17 protein-coding genes are annotated in these 17,288 nt (G+C 60.3%); 9 read left to right on the forward strand and 8 right to left on the reverse strand.

What is annotated here, in order from left to right; all coding sequences use genetic code 11:
• Nucleotides 1-79 precede the first annotated feature (79 nt).
• The 5 genes from hflK (DCO47_RS00760) (at nucleotide 80) to cfaB (ending at nucleotide 7,396) form a co-directional block, all read left to right on the forward strand.
• A complete protein-coding gene (gene hflK, locus DCO47_RS00760) occupies nucleotides 80-2,041 on the forward strand; it encodes a protease modulator HflK (protein WP_116657219.1) in 1,962 nt (653 codons plus the stop codon).
• A complete protein-coding gene (gene hflC / locus DCO47_RS00765; RefSeq protein ID WP_116657220.1) occupies nucleotides 2,038-3,078 on the forward strand; it encodes a protease modulator HflC in 1,041 nt (346 codons plus the stop codon). The genes hflK (DCO47_RS00760) and hflC overlap by 4 nt, the downstream gene beginning before the upstream one ends.
• Entirely contained in the window at nucleotides 3,075-4,124 is a 1,050-nt protein-coding gene (gene hflK / locus DCO47_RS00770; RefSeq protein WP_116657221.1) for a protease modulator HflK, read from the forward strand. Before hflC ends, hflK (DCO47_RS00770) begins: the two co-directional genes overlap by 4 nt.
• A complete protein-coding gene (locus tag DCO47_RS00775; protein WP_116657222.1) occupies nucleotides 4,121-6,031 on the forward strand; it encodes a cation-translocating P-type ATPase in 1,911 nt (636 codons plus the stop codon). The genes hflK (DCO47_RS00770) and DCO47_RS00775 overlap by 4 nt, the downstream gene beginning before the upstream one ends.
• A 177-nt stretch (nucleotides 6,032-6,208) precedes the next feature.
• A complete protein-coding gene (cfaB, locus tag DCO47_RS00780) occupies nucleotides 6,209-7,396 on the forward strand; it encodes a C17 cyclopropane fatty acid synthase CfaB (RefSeq protein ID WP_116657223.1) in 1,188 nt (395 codons plus the stop codon).
• An 11-nt stretch (nucleotides 7,397-7,407) separates the two neighbouring features.
• Here cfaB and cls read toward each other — a convergent pair whose 3' ends face one another.
• Nucleotides 7,408-8,847: a cardiolipin synthase gene (cls, locus tag DCO47_RS00785; RefSeq protein WP_064365181.1), complete on the reverse strand. Its 1,440-nt coding sequence runs from the start codon at nucleotides 8,845-8,847 to the stop codon at nucleotides 7,408-7,410.
• A 131-nt stretch (nucleotides 8,848-8,978) separates the two neighbouring features.
• Here cls and DCO47_RS00790 point away from each other — a divergent pair, with 131 nt between their 5' ends.
• Complete coding sequence (locus tag DCO47_RS00790; RefSeq protein ID WP_042608032.1) at nucleotides 8,979-9,497, forward strand: DUF3617 domain-containing protein; 519 nt, start codon at nucleotides 8,979-8,981, stop codon at nucleotides 9,495-9,497.
• Between the two features lie 85 nt (nucleotides 9,498-9,582).
• Here the strand turns inward: DCO47_RS00790 and DCO47_RS00795 are convergent, their stop codons facing one another.
• From DCO47_RS00795 to DCO47_RS00815, 5 genes are all read right to left on the reverse strand, one after another.
• Nucleotides 9,583-10,458, reverse strand: a complete 876-nt coding sequence (locus DCO47_RS00795) for a metal ABC transporter substrate-binding protein (RefSeq protein WP_065616411.1) — start codon at nucleotides 10,456-10,458, stop codon at nucleotides 9,583-9,585.
• A gap of 11 nt (nucleotides 10,459-10,469) precedes the next feature.
• Nucleotides 10,470-11,333, reverse strand: a complete 864-nt coding sequence (locus DCO47_RS00800) for a metal ABC transporter permease (RefSeq protein ID WP_371919850.1) — start codon at nucleotides 11,331-11,333, stop codon at nucleotides 10,470-10,472.
• A gap of 5 nt (nucleotides 11,334-11,338) precedes the next feature.
• Nucleotides 11,339-12,007: a metal ABC transporter ATP-binding protein gene (locus DCO47_RS00805; RefSeq protein ID WP_116657224.1), complete on the reverse strand. Its 669-nt coding sequence runs from the start codon at nucleotides 12,005-12,007 to the stop codon at nucleotides 11,339-11,341.
• Entirely contained in the window at nucleotides 12,004-12,900 is an 897-nt protein-coding gene (gene folE2, locus DCO47_RS00810) for a GTP cyclohydrolase FolE2 (protein WP_116657225.1), read from the reverse strand. Before folE2 ends, DCO47_RS00805 begins: the two co-directional genes overlap by 4 nt.
• An 83-nt stretch (nucleotides 12,901-12,983) precedes the next feature.
• Entirely contained in the window at nucleotides 12,984-13,361 is a 378-nt protein-coding gene (locus tag DCO47_RS00815) for a glutamine synthetase (RefSeq protein ID WP_065616408.1), read from the reverse strand.
• 209 nt (nucleotides 13,362-13,570) lie between these two features.
• Here DCO47_RS00815 and zigA point away from each other — a divergent pair, with 209 nt between their 5' ends.
• On the forward strand, nucleotides 13,571-14,776 hold the full coding sequence (gene zigA / locus DCO47_RS00820; RefSeq protein WP_116657226.1) for a zinc metallochaperone GTPase ZigA: 1,206 nt from the start codon (nucleotides 13,571-13,573) through the stop codon (nucleotides 14,774-14,776).
• On the forward strand, nucleotides 14,776-15,426 hold the full coding sequence (locus DCO47_RS00825) for a DUF1826 domain-containing protein (RefSeq protein ID WP_042608039.1): 651 nt from the start codon (nucleotides 14,776-14,778) through the stop codon (nucleotides 15,424-15,426). The genes zigA and DCO47_RS00825 overlap by 1 nt, the downstream gene beginning before the upstream one ends.
• A gap of 3 nt (nucleotides 15,427-15,429) precedes the next feature.
• Here the strand turns inward: DCO47_RS00825 and DCO47_RS00830 are convergent, their stop codons facing one another.
• Nucleotides 15,430-15,786, reverse strand: coding sequence for an NADH:ubiquinone oxidoreductase (locus DCO47_RS00830; RefSeq protein WP_116657227.1), 357 nt, complete (start codon nucleotides 15,784-15,786; stop codon nucleotides 15,430-15,432).
• Between the two features lie 41 nt (nucleotides 15,787-15,827).
• On the opposite strand from DCO47_RS00830, the gene DCO47_RS00835 reads away from it, so the two are divergent.
• Nucleotides 15,828-16,793: a GTP-binding protein gene (locus DCO47_RS00835; protein WP_116657228.1), complete on the forward strand. Its 966-nt coding sequence runs from the start codon at nucleotides 15,828-15,830 to the stop codon at nucleotides 16,791-16,793.
• Nucleotides 16,794-16,799: 6 nt separating this feature from the next.
• Here the strand turns inward: DCO47_RS00835 and DCO47_RS00840 are convergent, their stop codons facing one another.
• Nucleotides 16,800-17,213, reverse strand: coding sequence for a DUF3301 domain-containing protein (locus DCO47_RS00840; protein WP_116657229.1), 414 nt, complete (start codon nucleotides 17,211-17,213; stop codon nucleotides 16,800-16,802).
• Between the last annotated feature and the right edge of the window lie 75 nt (nucleotides 17,214-17,288).

Raw genomic sequence — 17,288 nt, forward strand, 5'->3', positions numbered from 1 at the left:
TTGAATAAGTGTAATTGTGTACGAATATTTCACAGCCTTCGTTATATCGTAACGTCAAGACCAATGTAGCCGGGGTGATATGCAAGTCGATCTTGAGTTGGACGCCACGCCAGTGACCGGGCTGCCGCGCTTTCAGCAAGCAGCCGCGCAGGGACGCCAGTTGCGTCGGCTGGCTTATGGCGTCGGTGGATTAGCAGCGGTGGGCTGGGTGTTGGCGTTTTTCGTCGGCCTGTTTGCGCCACGATCACTGTGGTTGCCATTGTTGATCAATCAAAGCGCAGCGTTGGTGGTGCTCGTCGCCGGGTTGCAATCGGCCTGGTGGGTGACGCAATGGCGCGCGCGAGTACTGCATCCGTTGAGTTCGCAACCGGCAGTTGTGGAGGAGGGCGCCACAGCTGATGGCTGGTACGAAAGGCTTCTGGAGCGCCTGAATCAGCGCAGCCGGCATCTGCTCGGACAAATCGGCGCGCCGACGTTGTGGCTCGGCGGCTGGGCGTTGCTGGTTCTGCTCAGTATCGAGCAAGTATGGAATCTGGCGTTACCCCCAGCGGCGTTGGGTATTTCGGCGAGCATCGGTGCGGCATTGGCGTTGTTGCTGGCGTTCGCCTTGCTGGTGCTGGAGCGGCACCTGGCACAGGAGCCGCCGGCGCAATGGCCGGAAGCGGCGGCGCTCGCGCAACTGGCCCGGGTGGTGATCTTCTCGCTTCTGATCGGTGCACTGTGTCTGCTGTTCGCCAGTGAACACGCGGTCTGGCCAGTTCGCATCGCGGTGCTCAGCGCGATTCTGCCGATGCTGGTTGCCATCGAACTGTTGTTGCGCGCGGTGCTGTCAGTCTTCAGCCCGCGCCGCGAACAACTCGAACCGACCCTGCTGGCGCGCAGTTTTATCGCCGATATGCTGCGCTGGCCGCCGCAACCGTGGCTGGCGCTGCAGCATGAAATGCACAACCGTTTCGGCATCGATCTGCGCCAGATCTGGGCGTTCAGTTACATGCGCCGGGCCCTGTTGCCAGTGATGGCAGTGGTCGCACTGGTCGGGTGGATGCTGACCGGCTTACATGAAATCCCTCTGCAAGGTCGCGGCATCTATGAGCGCTTCGGTAAACCGGAGCAGGTGTTCGGCCCAGGTTTGCACGCCGGATTGCCTTGGCCGTTGGGGCGCGTGCTGAGCGTTGAAAACGGCGTCGTCCACGAACTGGCAACCAGCGTCGGCGACAAGCCGTTGGCCGTGCAGTCCGATTCCGCTGAAGGCCCGGCACCGCTGACCGCCAACCGTTTGTGGGACGCCAGCCACGTCAATGACAAATCCCAGGTCATTGCCAGCAGCCGGGACGCGCAACAGGGGTTGCAGATCGTCAACATGGACGTGCGCTTTGTCTATCGCATCGGTTTGAACGACGAGGCGGCGCTTGCTGCGACCTATAACAGCGCCGATATCCCGACGCTGATCCGCAGCACTGCCAGTCGCATTCTGGTTCACGATTTCGCCTCGCGTACCCTCGACGGATTGCTCGGCGACGATAGGGCAGGGCTTGCCGAGGAAATCGGTCGCGCGGTGCAAAGTGATCTGAACCAACTGAACAGCGGTGTGGAGATCCTCGCCACCGTTGTCGAAGCAATCCATCCACCGGCCGGCGCGGCGAATGCCTACCACAGTGTGCAAGCGGCGCAGATCGGCGCCCAGGCGTTGATCGCTCGCGAACGCGGGGCGGCTGCGCAGGCCAGCAACGAAGCGCAGTTGCAGGCGAGCACGGTTCGCGACCAGGCAACGGCAAACGCGCGGGAGATCAACGCCGCCGCGCAAACCGCCGACCTGAAATTCAGTGCCGAACAGAAAGCCTTCGCCAGTGCCGGCCAGGCCTTCGTGCTGGAGCAATACCTCAGCCAGCTCAGTCAGGGCTTGAGTAAGACCAGGTTGCTGGTACTCGATCATCGACTCGGCGGCAGCGCCAATGCGCCAACCATCGATCTGCGCACTTTCACGCTGCCGGCTGATCCGTCGCCCGCACGTATCAACGCTCAACCAGGAGCCACCCATTGAGCCAGTCGCCTGTGCATGACGTTCACGACCACCGCGGCCACGACCATGGCCACGGCGGGCATCACCATCACCATGGTCATCACCATCATGGCGATGCCGAGGACGCCGGGCCATTTCCCTGGCGGCGCATGGGTTGGGCGGCGTTGCTGGTGGCGTTTGCCATCGCTGCCGCCAGTCTGGTGCAAGTGCGCTCCGGCGAAGCCACGGTCATCACCCGTTTCGGTAATCCCTCGCGGGTCTTGCTTGATCCCGGATTGAGCTGGCGCTGGCCTGCGCCGTTCGAGGCGGCAATTCCGGTGGACTTGCGTCTGCGGACAACCTCCAGCGGTTTGCAGGATGTCGGTACTCGGGACGGTTTGCGCATCATCGTTCAAGCGTATGTGGCGTGGCAGGTGCAGGGTGATCCTGAACACGTGCAGCGCTTCATGCGTGCAGTGCAGAATCAGCCGGACGAAGCGGCCCGGCAGATTCGTACCTTTGTCGGCTCGGCCCTGGAAACCACGGCCAGCAGTTTCGACCTGGCCGATCTGGTCAACACCGATGCCAGCCAAGTGCACATCAGCGATTTTGAAGCGCAGTTGCGTCAGCAGATCGATCAACAATTGCTCGCCACTTATGGCGTACGCGTGGTGCAAGTCGGTATTGAGCGGCTGACCTTACCTTCGGTCACGCTCAGTGCAACGGTCGATCGTATGCGCGCCGAGCGTGAAACCATCGCCACCGAACGCACAGCGATCGGCAAACGCGAGGCGGCGCAGATCCGGTCCGCTGCCGAACGCGATGCGCGAATTGTCCAAGCCGATGCCACGGTAAAAGCCGCCGACATCGAAGCGCAGTCACGGGTAGAGGCTGCGCAGATTTATGGTCGCGCCTACGCCAGCTCGCCGCAGCTGTACAACCTGCTGCGCTCGCTCGATACCCTCGGCACCATTGTCACACCGGAAACCAAACTGATTCTGCGCACTGATGCCGCGCCGTTCCGCGTGCTGGTCGATGGCCCCCCGAGTCTCGACAGCAAATCCGGATCGCAACCATGAATGAACAAGTTCCACGTGGAACACATGCGTTGAACAGTCCGTGGATTCAGGCGGGGCGTTTGGCGTTTATCGCCCTTTACGCGGTAACCGTGTTGGCCGCCTTGGCGTGGGCGTGCTCGAATGTGCGGCAGATCGATCCGCAGAACCGCGCCGTGGTGCTGCACTTTGGGGCGCTGGATCGCGTGCAGAATGCAGGTCTGTTATGGGCATGGCCGCAACCCTTTGAACAGGTAATTCTGTTGCCAGCGGCGGATCGGGTAATCGAGCGTCGGGTGGAAAATCTGTTGCGCAGTGACGAGGCGCTGAAGGCTGATCGTGGGGCTTCTTTCGCCACGCCATTGAGCGATGCTCTCGCCGGGTCTGGTTATTTATTAACCGGGGATGCCGGCGTGGTGCAACTGGACTTGCGAGTGTTTTACCAGGTCTCCGATCCCTATGCGTTCGTGTTGCAGGGCGAGCATGTGCTGCCAGCGCTCGACCGGGTGGTGACACGCAGTGCGCTGGCGCTGTCCGCCGCGCGGGATCTCGACACTATTCTGGTCGCTCGTCCGGAGCTGGTGGGCGCCGACAATCAGGCGGCCGAACGCCGCGAGCGATTGCGCGGTGATCTGGTGCAAGGCATCAACGCGCGTCTCGCTGAGCTGAAAGCGAGCGGGCAGGGCATCGGCATCCAGGTGTCGCGGGTGGATGTGCAATCGAGCCTGCCGGAACCGGCGGTCAGTGCCTTCAACGCCGTTCTGACCGCCAGTCAGCAGGCCGATAAAGCGGTAGCCAACGCGCGTACCGATGCAGAAAAACTCACTCAATCGGCCAACGAACAGGCCGACCGTGCGCTGCAAGTGGCCCACGCGCAGGCGGGTGAGCGTGTTGCAAAAGCTTCGACCGATACCGCAACCGTCTCGAGTCTCGCCACGTCTGCCGACCCGCAAATGCTCCTGCGTCTGTATCGCGAACGCGTGCCAGAGATTCTCGGCCAGGCCGGGTCGGTCACCACTGTTAACCCGAAAGACGATTCCCGGTTGATCATTCAAGGAGCCAGTCAATGACGGCGACCACCGCAGCTCCGAGTCTGTTGTCCTCGGCCGAACAACGCCGCGCCGCGCGCCAATTGACCCTGGCGATGCTCGCGCTCGGGCTGTTGGGTCTGGGGCTGGTCTGGCGCTGGATGCTGCCGGAGCAGGTAGGTGTCAGTCAGTTATTGCTCGGTTCTGCTTCTTTATTGGTAGCGGTTCCGGTGATGCGTTCGGCGTGGTACAGCCTGCGTTACCCCAGCCTGCACGGCATCACCGATCAGTTGATCGCGCTGGCCATGCTCGGCGCCTGGGCGACCGGCGATCTGCTCACCGCGGCGTTGTTGCCTATCATCATGATCTTCGGCCATGTGCTGGAAGAGCGCAGCGTCATCGGTTCCCAGGAAGCGATTCACGCACTCGGCCAGTTGACCCGCAGCCATGCGCGCAAGCTGCAAACAGACGGCTCGATCATCGAAGTGGACAACGGCACGCTCAGCACTGGCGATATCGTCGAAGTGCGGGCCGGCGATCGGGTACCGGCGGACGGTCGTGTGTTATCCGGACAGGCGAGCCTCGACACCGCGTCGATTACCGGTGAGTCGGTGCCGGTGGAAGCTGGCCTCGGCATGCCGGTCTTCGGCGGTGCGATCAACCTCGATGGATTGCTGCGCATCGAAGTCACCCGCACTGGCGGCGAATCGACCTTGGGCAAAGTCATCGCTCTGATGCAAAACGCCGAACGCTCGAAACCGCCGATCACCCGATTGCTCGAACGCTACGCTGGTAGTTACATGGTGCTGGTGTTGCTGCTGGCGGCGGTGACCTGGTTCGTCACCAATGATGCCCAGGCGATGCTCGCGGTGCTGGTAGCGGCGTGTCCCTGTGCGCTGGTGCTGTCTGCCCCGGCCACGGCGATTGCCGGTGTCGCCGTCGCCGCGCGCCATGGGATTCTGATTCGCAGCTCGGCGTTCCTTGAAGAACTCGCCGATCTGACCTCGCTGGTGGTCGACAAGACCGGCACGCTGACTTACGGCACTTTGCGTTTGCAGTCGATCGCCAGCCTGAACGCGGACGCCGGCGAAGTGCCGGAGCTGGCCGCCAGTCTTGGCGCGGCGAGCAGTCATCCGGTGAGCCGGGCGCTCTCTGGATTGGTCGATCAGCAAGCCTATTGGCCTCTAACCAATATCCATGAGCGCCAAGGCTTGGGTGTAGTGGCGATGACAGAGAAGGGCGAAGCTGCGCTCGGTCGGCCTGAATTATTCGCGCAGCTGGGTATCACAACGACCCTTGTTCCTGAACACGACGGCCCGATCGCGGGTCTGGCTTTGCACGGTGAATTCCTCGCATGGCTGTTGCTCGCTGACAGCATCAAACCTGAAGCACGCTTTGCCTTGAGCGAATTGCGCGAACTGGGCCTGGGTCGACAACTGCTGCTGACCGGTGATCGTCAGAGTGTGGCCCGAACCCTGGCGCAAGAAGTCGGACTCAACGAAGTCCAGGCGCAAGCGCTTCCCGAGGACAAGCTCAATCGAGTGCTCAAGGAAATCGATCACGGCTTCCGCCCGATGGTGGTTGGCGACGGTATCAACGATTCCCTCGCGCTCAAGGCCGGTGTGGTCGGCGTGGCGATGGGCGCTGGTGGCGCCGACATTGCTCTTGCGTCGGCAGACATCGTCTTGATCGGCAGCGATTTGCGTCGCCTCGGTACTTGCATCCGCTTGAGCCGTCAGTGCCGGCGTACCTTGCAGGTCAATGTGGTGATCGGCCTGGGCTGGACGCTGGCAATTGTGGTTTTTGCAGCTTTCGGTTGGCTCGGCGCGGCTGGGGCGATGATTGCGGCCCTGCTGCACAATCTGAGCACCCTGTTGGTGTTGGGCAACGCCGGACGTTTGCTGCGCTTTCAAGAGCCTTTGCTCAAGGCAGATGCTCAGGAGAGATGAAAGAAAATTCATCGAACCGCAGGCTGCAAACACAGTCATCTGTCGTAAGGCGCGTGGTGTCTGGCGTGCAGCCGCGGCGCCGGTAATGATAGACAAGGCTAATCGAATCGATAGCCTGCTATTTTTCCAGGTTGGTCTACCCTCAGATCAGACGTCTGAAACAAGGGGGGATTTTCCATGCTCGCGCAACTTCCACCGGCCTTACAGAACCTGCAGCTCCCACTGCGCCTGCGACTCTGGGATGGCCACGAGTTCAACCTGGGCCCGGCGCCCAGCGTGACCATCGTGGTCAAGGACCCGCAGATGGTCACCCAGTTTACCCACCCGAGCCTGGATGCGCTGGGTGCGGCGTTCGTCGAGGGCAAGCTGGAACTGGAGGGCTCGATCAGTGAAGTCATCCGCGTCTGTGACGAGTTGAGCAGTGCGCTGCTCGACGAAGACGAAGGCAGTCAGCCGGTGCGTGCGCATCACGACAAGGACACCGACGCCAAAGCCATTTCCTACCATTACGACCTGTCGAATGCGTTCTACCAGCTCTGGCTGGACAGCGACATGGCCTATTCCTGTGCCTATTTCGAAACCGGCAGCGAAACTCTCGAACAGGCCCAGCAAGCCAAATTCCGCCATTTGTGCCGCAAGCTGCGCCTGCAGCCGGGTGAGTATCTGCTGGATGTCGGCTGTGGTTGGGGCGGTCTGGCGCGGTACGCGGCGCGAGAGTTCGGCGTGAAGGTGTTCGGTATTACCTTGAGCAAGGAACAATTAGCGCTCGCGCAGGAGCGGGTCAAAGCCGAAGGCCTGGAAGATCAGGTCGAACTGCAGTTGCTCGATTATCGCGATCTGCCGCAGGACGGTCGTTTTGACAAAGTCGTTAGCGTTGGCATGTTCGAACACGTCGGCCACGCCAATCTCGCCGAGTACTGCAAAACATTGTTCGGTGCGGTGACGGAGGGTGGTCTGGTGATGAACCACGGGATCACCGCCAAGCACACCGATGGCCGCCCGGTTGGGCGCGGTGCCGGAGATTTCATCGAGAAATACGTGTTCCCCAACGGCGAGTTGCCGCATCTGGCGATGATCTCCGCCCAGATCAGTGAAGCAGGGCTGGAGATCGTTGATGTCGAGAGTCTGCGCCTGCATTACGCACGTACGCTTGATCACTGGAGCGAGCGGCTGGAGGACAACCTCGAAGCTGCGGCGAAACTGGTACCGGAGCAGGCGCTGCGGATCTGGCGCCTGTACCTGGCCGGCTGCGCTTATGCTTTCGCCCGAGGCTGGATCAATCTGCATCAGATCCTCGCCGTGAAAGCGCACCCGGATGGCAGCCACGAACTGCCGTGGACCCGCGACGACATCTACAACCCCTGAGACCGGGACGTTCAGAGTATCGGCGAAATCAGCCGGGCGATCCGCATGCCGACCTGTTGCAGGCGGTGGATCTCCCGGCTTTCTTCTTTGGCTACTTCATCGGCCTGAGCGAAATCATCATTGAGCATGTGTTCCACAGCGGCGGCGAACGCGCTGTCGACGGTGAGCAGCATCACTTCGAAGTTCAGGCGGAACGAGCGGTTATCCAGATTGGCGCTGCCGATGGCGCTGATCTCGCTGTCGATCAACACCACTTTCTGATGGAGGAAGCCCGGTCGATAGCGGAACACCCGAACGCCGGCCCGCACCGCTTCAAACGCATACAGGCTGGACGCTGCATAGACGATTCTGTGATCCGGCCGCGACGGCAACAGCAGGCGCACATCGACCCCACGCAAAACCGCCAGCCTCAGGGCGGCGAAGACGGCTTCGTCCGGGACGAAGTATGGGCTGGTGATCCATACCCGCTGCGTCGCCGCGTGAATGGCTTCGACGAAAAACAGCGAGCAGGTTTCGTAGGCATCGGCCGGGCCGCTGGCGAGCAATTGACAGAGCACGCCGTCCGCCGGGTACTCATCCGGCAGAATCAACGGCGGCAAAGTGCGTGCGGCCCAGAACCAGTCTTCGGCGAACGATTCCTGCATGCACGCCACCACCGGCCCGCGTACTTTGACGTGAGTATCGCGCCAGGGCGCCAGCGGCGGTTTCTCACCCATGTATTCGTCGCCGACGTTATGCCCGCCGACAAAGCCGACCACGCCATCGACCACGACGATTTTGCGGTGGTTACGGAAATTCACCTGAAAGCGGTTGAGCCAGCCACTGCGCGTAGCGAAGGCTTTGACCTCGACACCACCATCGCGCAACGCCTGCGCGTAGTGATGGGGCAGGGCGTGACTGCCAATGCGGTCGTAGAGCAAGTGAATGGACACCCCTTCGGCGGCTTTCTTCAACAGCACATCACGCAAGCGCTGGCCGAGGCGATCATCGTGGATGATAAAGAACTGGATCAGCACTGCTTCCTTCGCTTGTTCGATCGCCTGAAAAATCGCCTCGAAGGTCGCTGTGCCGTTCACCAGCAGTTGCACCTCGTTGTTCGCCAGGCACGGCATGCGCCCCAGTTTCGGCATCGCACGTAATGAGGCGTAGGCGCTTGAGGCCCGGGCGGCCAAGGCTTCTTCCACCCACGGGCGCCAGTTCAGTTCGGATATCGCCAAGCGCATCTGCTCGTTGGCCTGGCGCCGCGCCTTGATGTAACCATCGAAGGTGCTGCGACCGAACACCAGGTACGGAATAAGCGTGAGGTAGGGAATGAAGATCAGCGACAATGCCCAGGCGATCGAGCCTTGTGCGGTGCGCACGGTAAGCACTGCATGGATCGCAGCGATCGAACCGAGTGTGTGCAACAGGGCGATCAGGTAACCGAAAATATGCGGTCCGAAAAAATCCATGGGGCAGCCTTGCTCCGCGAGATGCAATGCTTAACAGACCATGTTCTGCTGCGAATGTCTCTATTTAATCGGTGCATGAACCGACGCAACCGGCCGGCGTCTAACGGCCACAACTGATCAGGAGTTTCTCGATGAACGTTCGTCTGCTGGGTTTGGCGCTGGGCCTGGGTTTGGCATTACCGGTGGTTGCGCAGGCGCAAATGCTGCAGCCGGGGTTGTGGGAGATGACTTCAAGCAATCTGAAGGTCGATGACCAGGCCATGGACGTGCAATCGATCCTTGGCCAGATTCAGGGCCAGATCACCCCACAGCAGCGGGCGGCGCTGGAAAAGAACGGCATCAATATCGGCGGTAAAGGCATCCGCGCCTGCCTGACGCCACAGCAAGTGGCGACCAACGATATCCCGTTGGCCGATCCGCAATCGGGCTGCAAGCAGCAGATCACCGAGCGTACCGGCAACCAATGGAAATTCCGCTTCAGCTGCCCGAAGGCCCAGGGCACCGGCGTAGCGACATTCCTCAGTGACCGCGAATTTACCACCGTCGCCAATGGCACCTTCAATGCCATCGGCATCAACCAGAAGGGCAGCCTGGAAACCCGTGCGGTGTGGCTGGGTCAGGATTGCGGCACAGTTAAACCCCGCGCCTGATTCCTCCGCAGCGCTCCCACAGTCGAAACCCATTCCAACTGTGGGAGCGAGCCTGCACGCGAATAGATCGGAAGTTCGCCTCAGGTCATGGCTGACTCAACGCCTTGTACAGCGTATTGAGGTTGTATTCGAACAGCCCGGTAAAGGTGCTCGCCGGGCCACTCGCCGCCAGCGCATCTGAATACAGCGTGCCACCGATGTGCGCGCCGCTTTCATCCGCGATCTGCTTGAGCAGACGCGCGTCCTTGATGTTCTCCATAAACACCGCTTTGACTCTGGTCCGGCGAATCTGCGTGATCAACGCTGCGACTTCAGCAGCCGACGGTTCGCGTTCGGTGGACAACCCCTGCGGCGCCAGAAAGTCGATGCCATAGGCTTGGCCGAGGTAGCCGAACGCATCGTGGCTGGTAACGATCTTGCGGTTGCCTGGCGGCAGCGCACCGAGTTTGTTTTTGGCTTCGGCGAGCAGCGCGTAGATCTGTTTGAGATAGTTCTGGCTGTTGCGCTCGTAGTCGGCCTTGTTGGCCGGGTCGGCAGTGACCAGTGCCTTGGTGATATTGCCGACATACAACTCAGCATTCGCCAGATTGTGCCAGGCGTGTGGATCCGGCACGGTTTCGCCGTCCTCATCGAGCGAACGTGGAATCACCCCGCGACTGGCAGTGATCACCGTCGCCTTACTGTCGGTGCTGGTCACCAGCCGATCCAGCCAAGGCTCGAAACCGAGCCCGTTCTTGATGATCAGCCGCGCCCTGAGCAGGGCCTTGGCATCGTCCGGGGTCGGCTCGTAGGTGTGCGCATCGGCGTCCGGGCCAACCATGCTGGTGATTTGCACATGCTCGCCGCCGACCTGCTGAACCATGTCGGCGAGGATGCTGAAGCTGGTGACCACCGGCAGTTTTTCGGCGGCCGACAACGTCATCGACAGCATCAGGCTGAACAGCACGAGTAGAGCGCGCATCGGGAAACACCTCATTGGGATGTGAGCAAGGGCGGACGGTGCAGCAAACCGTGAACCGGCCCGAACACCACCGAAAGCAGATAGCCGACCCCGGCGACCAGCACGATGGCCGGGCCGCTAGGCAGCGAGTAGTAGAACGACAGCAGCAAGCCGAGCCACACCGACAGGCAACCCATGACGGCGGCGACAGCAATCAGTACCGGCAGGCGGCGGCTCCAGAACCTTGAGGCAGCCGCAGGCAGCATCATCAGTCCGACCACCATCAGTGCGCCGATGGCTTGAAAGCCGATCACCAGATTCAGCACGACCAGAGTGAGAAACACGGCATGGGCCAGCGGCCCGAGACGGCTGACCGTGCGCAAGAACAGCGGGTCTAGTGTGTCCAGTAACAACGCTTTGTAGATCGCGGTCATGGCCACGAGGCTGAGGGCCGAGACCCAAAGCATGCCGGTCAGCGTCGGCCCGTCCACGGCCAACGCAGAGCCGAACAGCAAATGCAAAAGGTCGAGGCGTTTGCCGGCCATGCCAAGAATCAGCACGCCGCTGGCCAGTGAGATCGGATAGACAGCGGCGAGGCTGGCGTCTTCGCGTAGGCCCGTGCGCCGGGTGATCCAGGCGGCGAGACCGGCCATGCTCAGACCGGCGCCGAGGCCACCGAGCGTAAGGGCGGGGAGGCTCAAACCGGCGAACCAGAATCCCAATGCCGCACCGGGGAGAATGCCGTGGGCCACCGCGTCGCCGATCAGGCTCATTCGCCTGAGAATCAGGAACACGCCCAAGGGCGCCGTGCTGCATGCCAGCACCAGTCCGCCGAGCAAGGCGCGGCGCATGAATACGAATTCGCTGAAGGGCTGCCAAAAATGGCTGACGGTCATGAGCATCAGGCCACCCGCATGGACGGTGTCGGCTGGATCAATTCTCGGCTGGTCCCGTACACGCAGTGGCCGTTTCTGATCAGCAGCGCATGCGGAATATGTTGTCGCACCGCGACCAGGTCATGGCAGACCACAACCAGTGTTCGGCCCTCCGCCTGCCAGTGGTGAATGTGTTGCCAGAGCAATTGCTGCCCGAGTTCATCGAGTGCGGCATGCGGTTCATCCAGCAACAGCACTGGGGCGTCTGCGAGACTCAATCGGGCGAGCAGCGCGCGCTGTAATTCACCGCCGGACAGGGCCATCAAAGGACGCTGTTCAAGTCCACTCAAGTGCCAGTCTTCCAGTGCGTTTTTCAAGCGCTGCGTGCGCAATTGAGTCGAGAGCCGACGACCCCAGAAACCTGCAGCGATTAGTTCTTCGAGGCTGATCGGGAATTGTCGATCCAGGTGCTGCTGTTGCGGCAGAAAGGAAATGCCGCTTTGCCGTGGAACAGCCATTTCGACTTTGCCAGCCAAGGGCTTTTGCAATCCGGCGATGATTTTCAACAAACTGCTTTTGCCGCAGCCGTTGGCGCCGATGACGGCAGTCAGGCTGGCGCTTTCGAACTCCAGGCTCAGAGGTGTCGTCAACGGTTGTCCGGGCGCGCCCCAGACCAGCGATTGGCAGCGGATCATGGTTGCTCCCGCCGCCAACTGCTCTCGGCAACGGCGTCGTGAGCGTGCAGGCTTTCGGCATGGATCACGCGGATATGGAATCGGTTGATACCCGGCGTGCGCTGCAGTGCCAGGTTGAGACGGCGGGCTGCGTCTTCGCAGAACATCAGATTTTGCCCGTTGGCGAGAGCGAAGGCCTGCTCGTCCGGGCGTTTTACGGCGGTCTGGACAGCGGTGCCAAGGGCTGCTTCGGCGTCATTGATGATTGCCGTCAGCGGAAGCTCATCGATGAAGTCATCAAGATGCAGGTGAAGTTGCGCATAACTGCGTTGGCTATGCGGTGTCGCTACGATCCCTTTGGTTGAGCCCAGCCATGCCAACACCTCAGCGTGTTGCAGAGACTTATTGGCGAAATCGTCGACGAATTGCTGCTGGATCAATTGCCTTGCCAAGGCTGCGGAGCACGGGCATGTCGAGGAATAAGGCACCTCGACTTTTAGTTCCACGTGGAACATCCGCTGTTTCAGGCTGGCTGAGATGGTAGCCGGATAGGATTTCCAGCCTGCCAAGGGACTGATCAGCGCGGGTCGTTTCAGTAGCAAGTCAGTATGAATGTTCAGATATGCGCAGTCGGACAGACCTTGATGACTGGCCAGAAAACGCTTAAGTACTTCCCGCAACTGCGCCGGGGAAAGGCTTCGCTGCTCGAGCGTATCGAGTGCCAAGTACAACCGCGACATGTGAATACCGCGCGCTTCACCATCATCAAGGCTCACGCCAGCGTCTACTTTGGCACTGAGGCGTTGGCCTTCAAGCAAAACGGGTAGGGCAATCCCACGCATGCCTACCCAATCGAGTGGCAATGCCTGGCGTGCAGATTGGTTGGCGATATCCGGTAGCGTAAGAGCGTTCATGGTTGAGACCGTCGTGTTGATCTCATTTTACGTTACATTATAACACTGCATTCAGCGAAGCTTTTTTCATGAAAAGGTTTTCACTAGCAGCCCGTCATCCGGCTGCAAGTGAACCTTGCGCTGCTGCCTCCCGAGCTTGAGAAGCGGTTGATGGTCGTCCAGCCAACACGCCGGGTATAGCCGACCCAAGCCTCGCCATCCGAGGCAATGCCGGTAAAAAACGTCAGTTGGCCGAACCGGCTGTTGGTTTGCGCCCAGTAGCGATGGCCATTCTTTTCGAATCCCCTGAGATACAGCGTGGTGCCGACCGTATTGACGCTATAGGCGTTGCCTTCGGCGTCCACGCAAGCCAGCAGGTTAGCGCTGCGCGTGCAGTGCGCGAGACCGGGAACGTGCGCTTCGGCTTGGCCGGTGAGCGCCATGCCGGAACTCAAAAGCAGGTATTTCAGCGCATTGTTCATCGCGGTTTCCAGGATAGGTGGCGAGACAAATCGTGAAATCTTCCCGCTCGGGCTAGCAACTTTGTATTGTTACACTATAACATAAAGCGCAAACCAGCCGGAGCTGCCGATAACAACCGTTGCCTTCTTCACTACCAAGACATTAAGCGCAATACGTCATGCGCAAATCACCAAAGCGCATATCGGCGGCTATCAACGAGGATTATCCAATGTCAGAGAAATTGCCCGTCACCGTACTTTCAGGATTTCTCGGCGCCGGTAAAAGTACGCTTTTGGATTACGTACTACGTAACCGCAAAGGTCTGCGCGTTGCGGTAATCGTCAACGATATGAGCGAAATCAATATTGATGGTAGCGAAGTCCAGCGTGATGTCAGCTTGAACCGCGCAGAAGAAAAACTCGTTGAAATGAGCAACGGCTGCATTTGCTGTACGTTACGTGAAGACCTGCTTGAAGAGGTCAGCAAGCTCGCAAGGGAAGGACGTTTCGATTACCTGCTGATCGAATCCACCGGCATCTCCGAACCGCTTCCAGTCGCCGAAACTTTCACCTTCCGCGATGAACACGAACAAAGCCTCGCCGACATCGCCCGTCTCGACACCATGGTCACAGTCGTCGACGGCGTGAACTTCCTGCTCGATTACCAGGCCGCCGAAAGCCTCGCCTCTCGCGGCGAAATCCTCGGTGAAGAAGACGAGCGTTCCATCACGGACCTGTTGATCGAACAGATCGAATTCGCCGACGTCCTGCTGATCAGCAAAATCGACCTGATCAGCCAGCATGAGCGCGAAGAGCTCATAGCGATCCTCAAGCGCCTGAATGCCCAGGCTGAAATCATTCCAATGGTGATGGGCGAGGTGCCGTTGGAGAAAATCCTCAACACTGGCCGTTTTGATTTTGAAAAACCCGCACAAGCACCCGGATGGCTACAGGAATTACGCGGTGAGCACGTCCCGGAAACTCAAGAGTACGGCATCGCCTCGACGGCGTACCGCGCCCGCAGGCCCTTCCACCCACAGCGCTTTTTCAGCTTCATCGACCGCCCATGGCTGAACGGCAAGCTGCTGCGCTCCAAAGGCTTCTTCTGGCTCGCCAGCAAGCCTACCGATGCTGGCAGTTGGTCGCAGGCCGGTGGTTTGATGCGGCATGGATTTGCCGGTCGCTGGTGGCGTTTCGTGGCGAAGAATCAATGGCCTGAGGATCAGGAAAGCGTACAGGCCATCATGGGAAACTGGACTCCGAGCGTAGGAGATTGCCGCCAGGAACTGGTTTTCATCGGTCAGAACATCGATTTCCTACAGCTCGCAGCCGAGCTGGATGCCTGTCTGCTCACCGATGAAGAAATGGCAGTGGGTGTAGAAGGCTGGCGCTTGCTGCCTGATCCCTTCGGCCCTTGGCACGAAGAGGCCGCCTGATGCTCGCACTCAAAGATCAGCACCTCCTTACCCGTCATCAGCATCAGGGCCTGAGCCCGCAAACGCTGACGCGAATCCTTGAGGACGGAACCAATCTCGCGATCTGGCAACGCCAGCTGCCTTTGCACATCGCCGATTTCGCACAATTAGTGCTGTCGCTCAACGAGCCCTTGGCCGAGTCGCTTTGCCTGGAATTACCTGACGAAGACGCCGAACCGGATCTCGACGGACTGGCTTCAGGGCTGCGTGATCTTCAAGGTTACGAAGGTTTCATGAGCGACCTTAAATGGCTGATCAGTGCCTTCGCCTGCCTGCTCGGCGCGCGGCGTATCGGCGTGCGCTTGCGCGTGCTGGACAAGGCCATGTGTCCGCGCTTCCACGTCGATCACGTACCCGTGCGCCTGATCACGACCTATGCCGGGGTCGGTAGCCAGTGGCTTGAAGAGGGGGCGATGGATCGCATGCGACTTGGTCAGGCCAATGCCGAACCGCAAGATGCAGCGACGATTCGTCAGCTCGACAGCGGCGACGTCGCGCTGGTCAAAGGCGAAAAGTGGCACGGTAATGAAGGCTTCGGCCTGATCCATCGTTCGCCGCAACCGGCACCCGGTGAGCGCCGTCTGTTGCTCACCCTCGACTGGCTCGGCTGACACTCAGGGCTTGCGCCAGGCACCCTGGCTCTGGCCTACGCAATACGGCTTGAGATACGCCGCATCAGTGGCCACGCCGTAATAGTGGATATCCTGGCGATAGGGCATATTGGCGACTTGCGCGTTGCTGCACACACCGAAAGCCCCGCTCGGGCACTGATCGACGTATTGCACCTCGACCTTCTGCCCGGCCAGCGTCGGTTGGCAGAAGCCGTCGTTGAACAATTTCTGCGGAATCGTCCTGTTCTGCTGACAGACTTTGACGTCGAGCCGTTCGCCCTGTGTGTGCACCACGCAGGCCTGGGCCCACGCTTCACTCGACAGCAGCGTCAACAGCAACGACCATCCCCACCAGCGCATCATCAGTCTCCTCAATAACTGTCCGCAGAAAAGTACCCGCCATGTTGCAGAACATTCCGACCCACGTCATCGCCGGCCCGTTGGGCGCGGGCAAGACCAGCCTGATTCGCCAGTTGTTGGCGCAGCGGCCCGCGGACGAACGCTGGGCGGTGCTGATCAACGAGTTTGGCCAGATCGGTCTGGATGCCGCGCTGCTGACTCGCGATGCCGATGGTATCGCACTGGGTGAGGTGGCCGGGGGCTGCCTGTGTTGCGTCAATGGCGCGCCGTTCCAGATCGGCCTTGGCCGCTTGCTGCGCAAGGCCAGACCGGATCGACTGTTTATCGAGCCATCCGGGCTGGGCCATCCGGCACAGTTGCTCAAGCAATTGAACACGGCGCCGTGGCTGGGCGTGCTGGCGGTTCAGCCGTGTGTTCTGGTCCTGGATGCTCAGGCATTGCACGCAGGTAGAGGCTTGCCGGAAGCCCAGCAGCAAGCGTTGGCCAGCGCAGGGTTGTTGCTGCTGAACAAGGCGGAAAATCTTGATGAAACGGCTCGGGAGAACATTGGCAGCGAGTTGCCACCGGTCAGGATGATCTGGACCCAGCAAGCCCAGTTGCCTCTGGATGAGCTGCCGGGGATGACAGAAAAAGCAACCGAAGGCGTGGTTAATCTGCCACTGCCCACGGGATTGGCGCAGCTGCCGGCCGTCTGGAGCGACCCGAGCGTGCCGATTTGCCTGAGCCAGGCGCAGGAGGATGGCTGGAGCATCGGGTGGCGCTGGCATCCTGGACAGATATTTGACCAAGGACGCATCGCTGATTGGCTGGCCGCTCTCGAGTGGAAGCGGGCCAAACTGGTCATCCACAGCAGGGATGGCTGGGTTTCAGTCAATGCGCTGGAAAATGCAGATCTGATTTGGCAGGCCAGCGAATGGCGAAAAGATTCGCGAATCGAGCTGATCTTTACCGGGCCGCAGAACATCGAACAGCTAGAAGCCGATTTGACTCAATGCCGAGTTCGGTGAATCAGCTCAAGGCTTCCACTTGGTATGTTCCTGCCGCCACTGGCTCAGCTCGATGACTTCCGCGCGAGGCTTGTGCACTTCGACCACCGGCGGCGTATCGTCGAACGGTGCCGGGTAGGGTGCCAATTCAATCTGCGCACTGTGCGCGCCGAATTGGGTCACGGTGCCGTTGTGGCGGCTCTCGCCAGTCACGGTGAATTCGAAGTTGTACACCCGCGCCAGTCGGCGGCGACCGTTGGCATCCTTGATCAAACCGATCTTTTTCAGCGCGACGTTACCGTCCAGCAATTCGACGCCGACGTTGGTGCAATGTTGCTTGACCCGCTCCAGCGCGCGCTCGCGCAAGCCGTGGTTGTGCCAGAACCAGGCACCGGCAGCGGCGAACAGCATCAGCACGAAGATGTTTTCCAGGGTCAGCATCTACATCGAACTCCAAAAGATGGCGTCAGCTTAACTGTCTCGCCGGTCTGTCGTACAGGCTGTGTTTCGTCGCAT

Origin of the sequence: Pseudomonas sp. NDM (genome assembly GCF_003105095.1) — a bacterium.
Taxonomy (GTDB): domain Bacteria; phylum Pseudomonadota; class Gammaproteobacteria; order Pseudomonadales; family Pseudomonadaceae; genus Aquipseudomonas; species Aquipseudomonas moraviensis_A.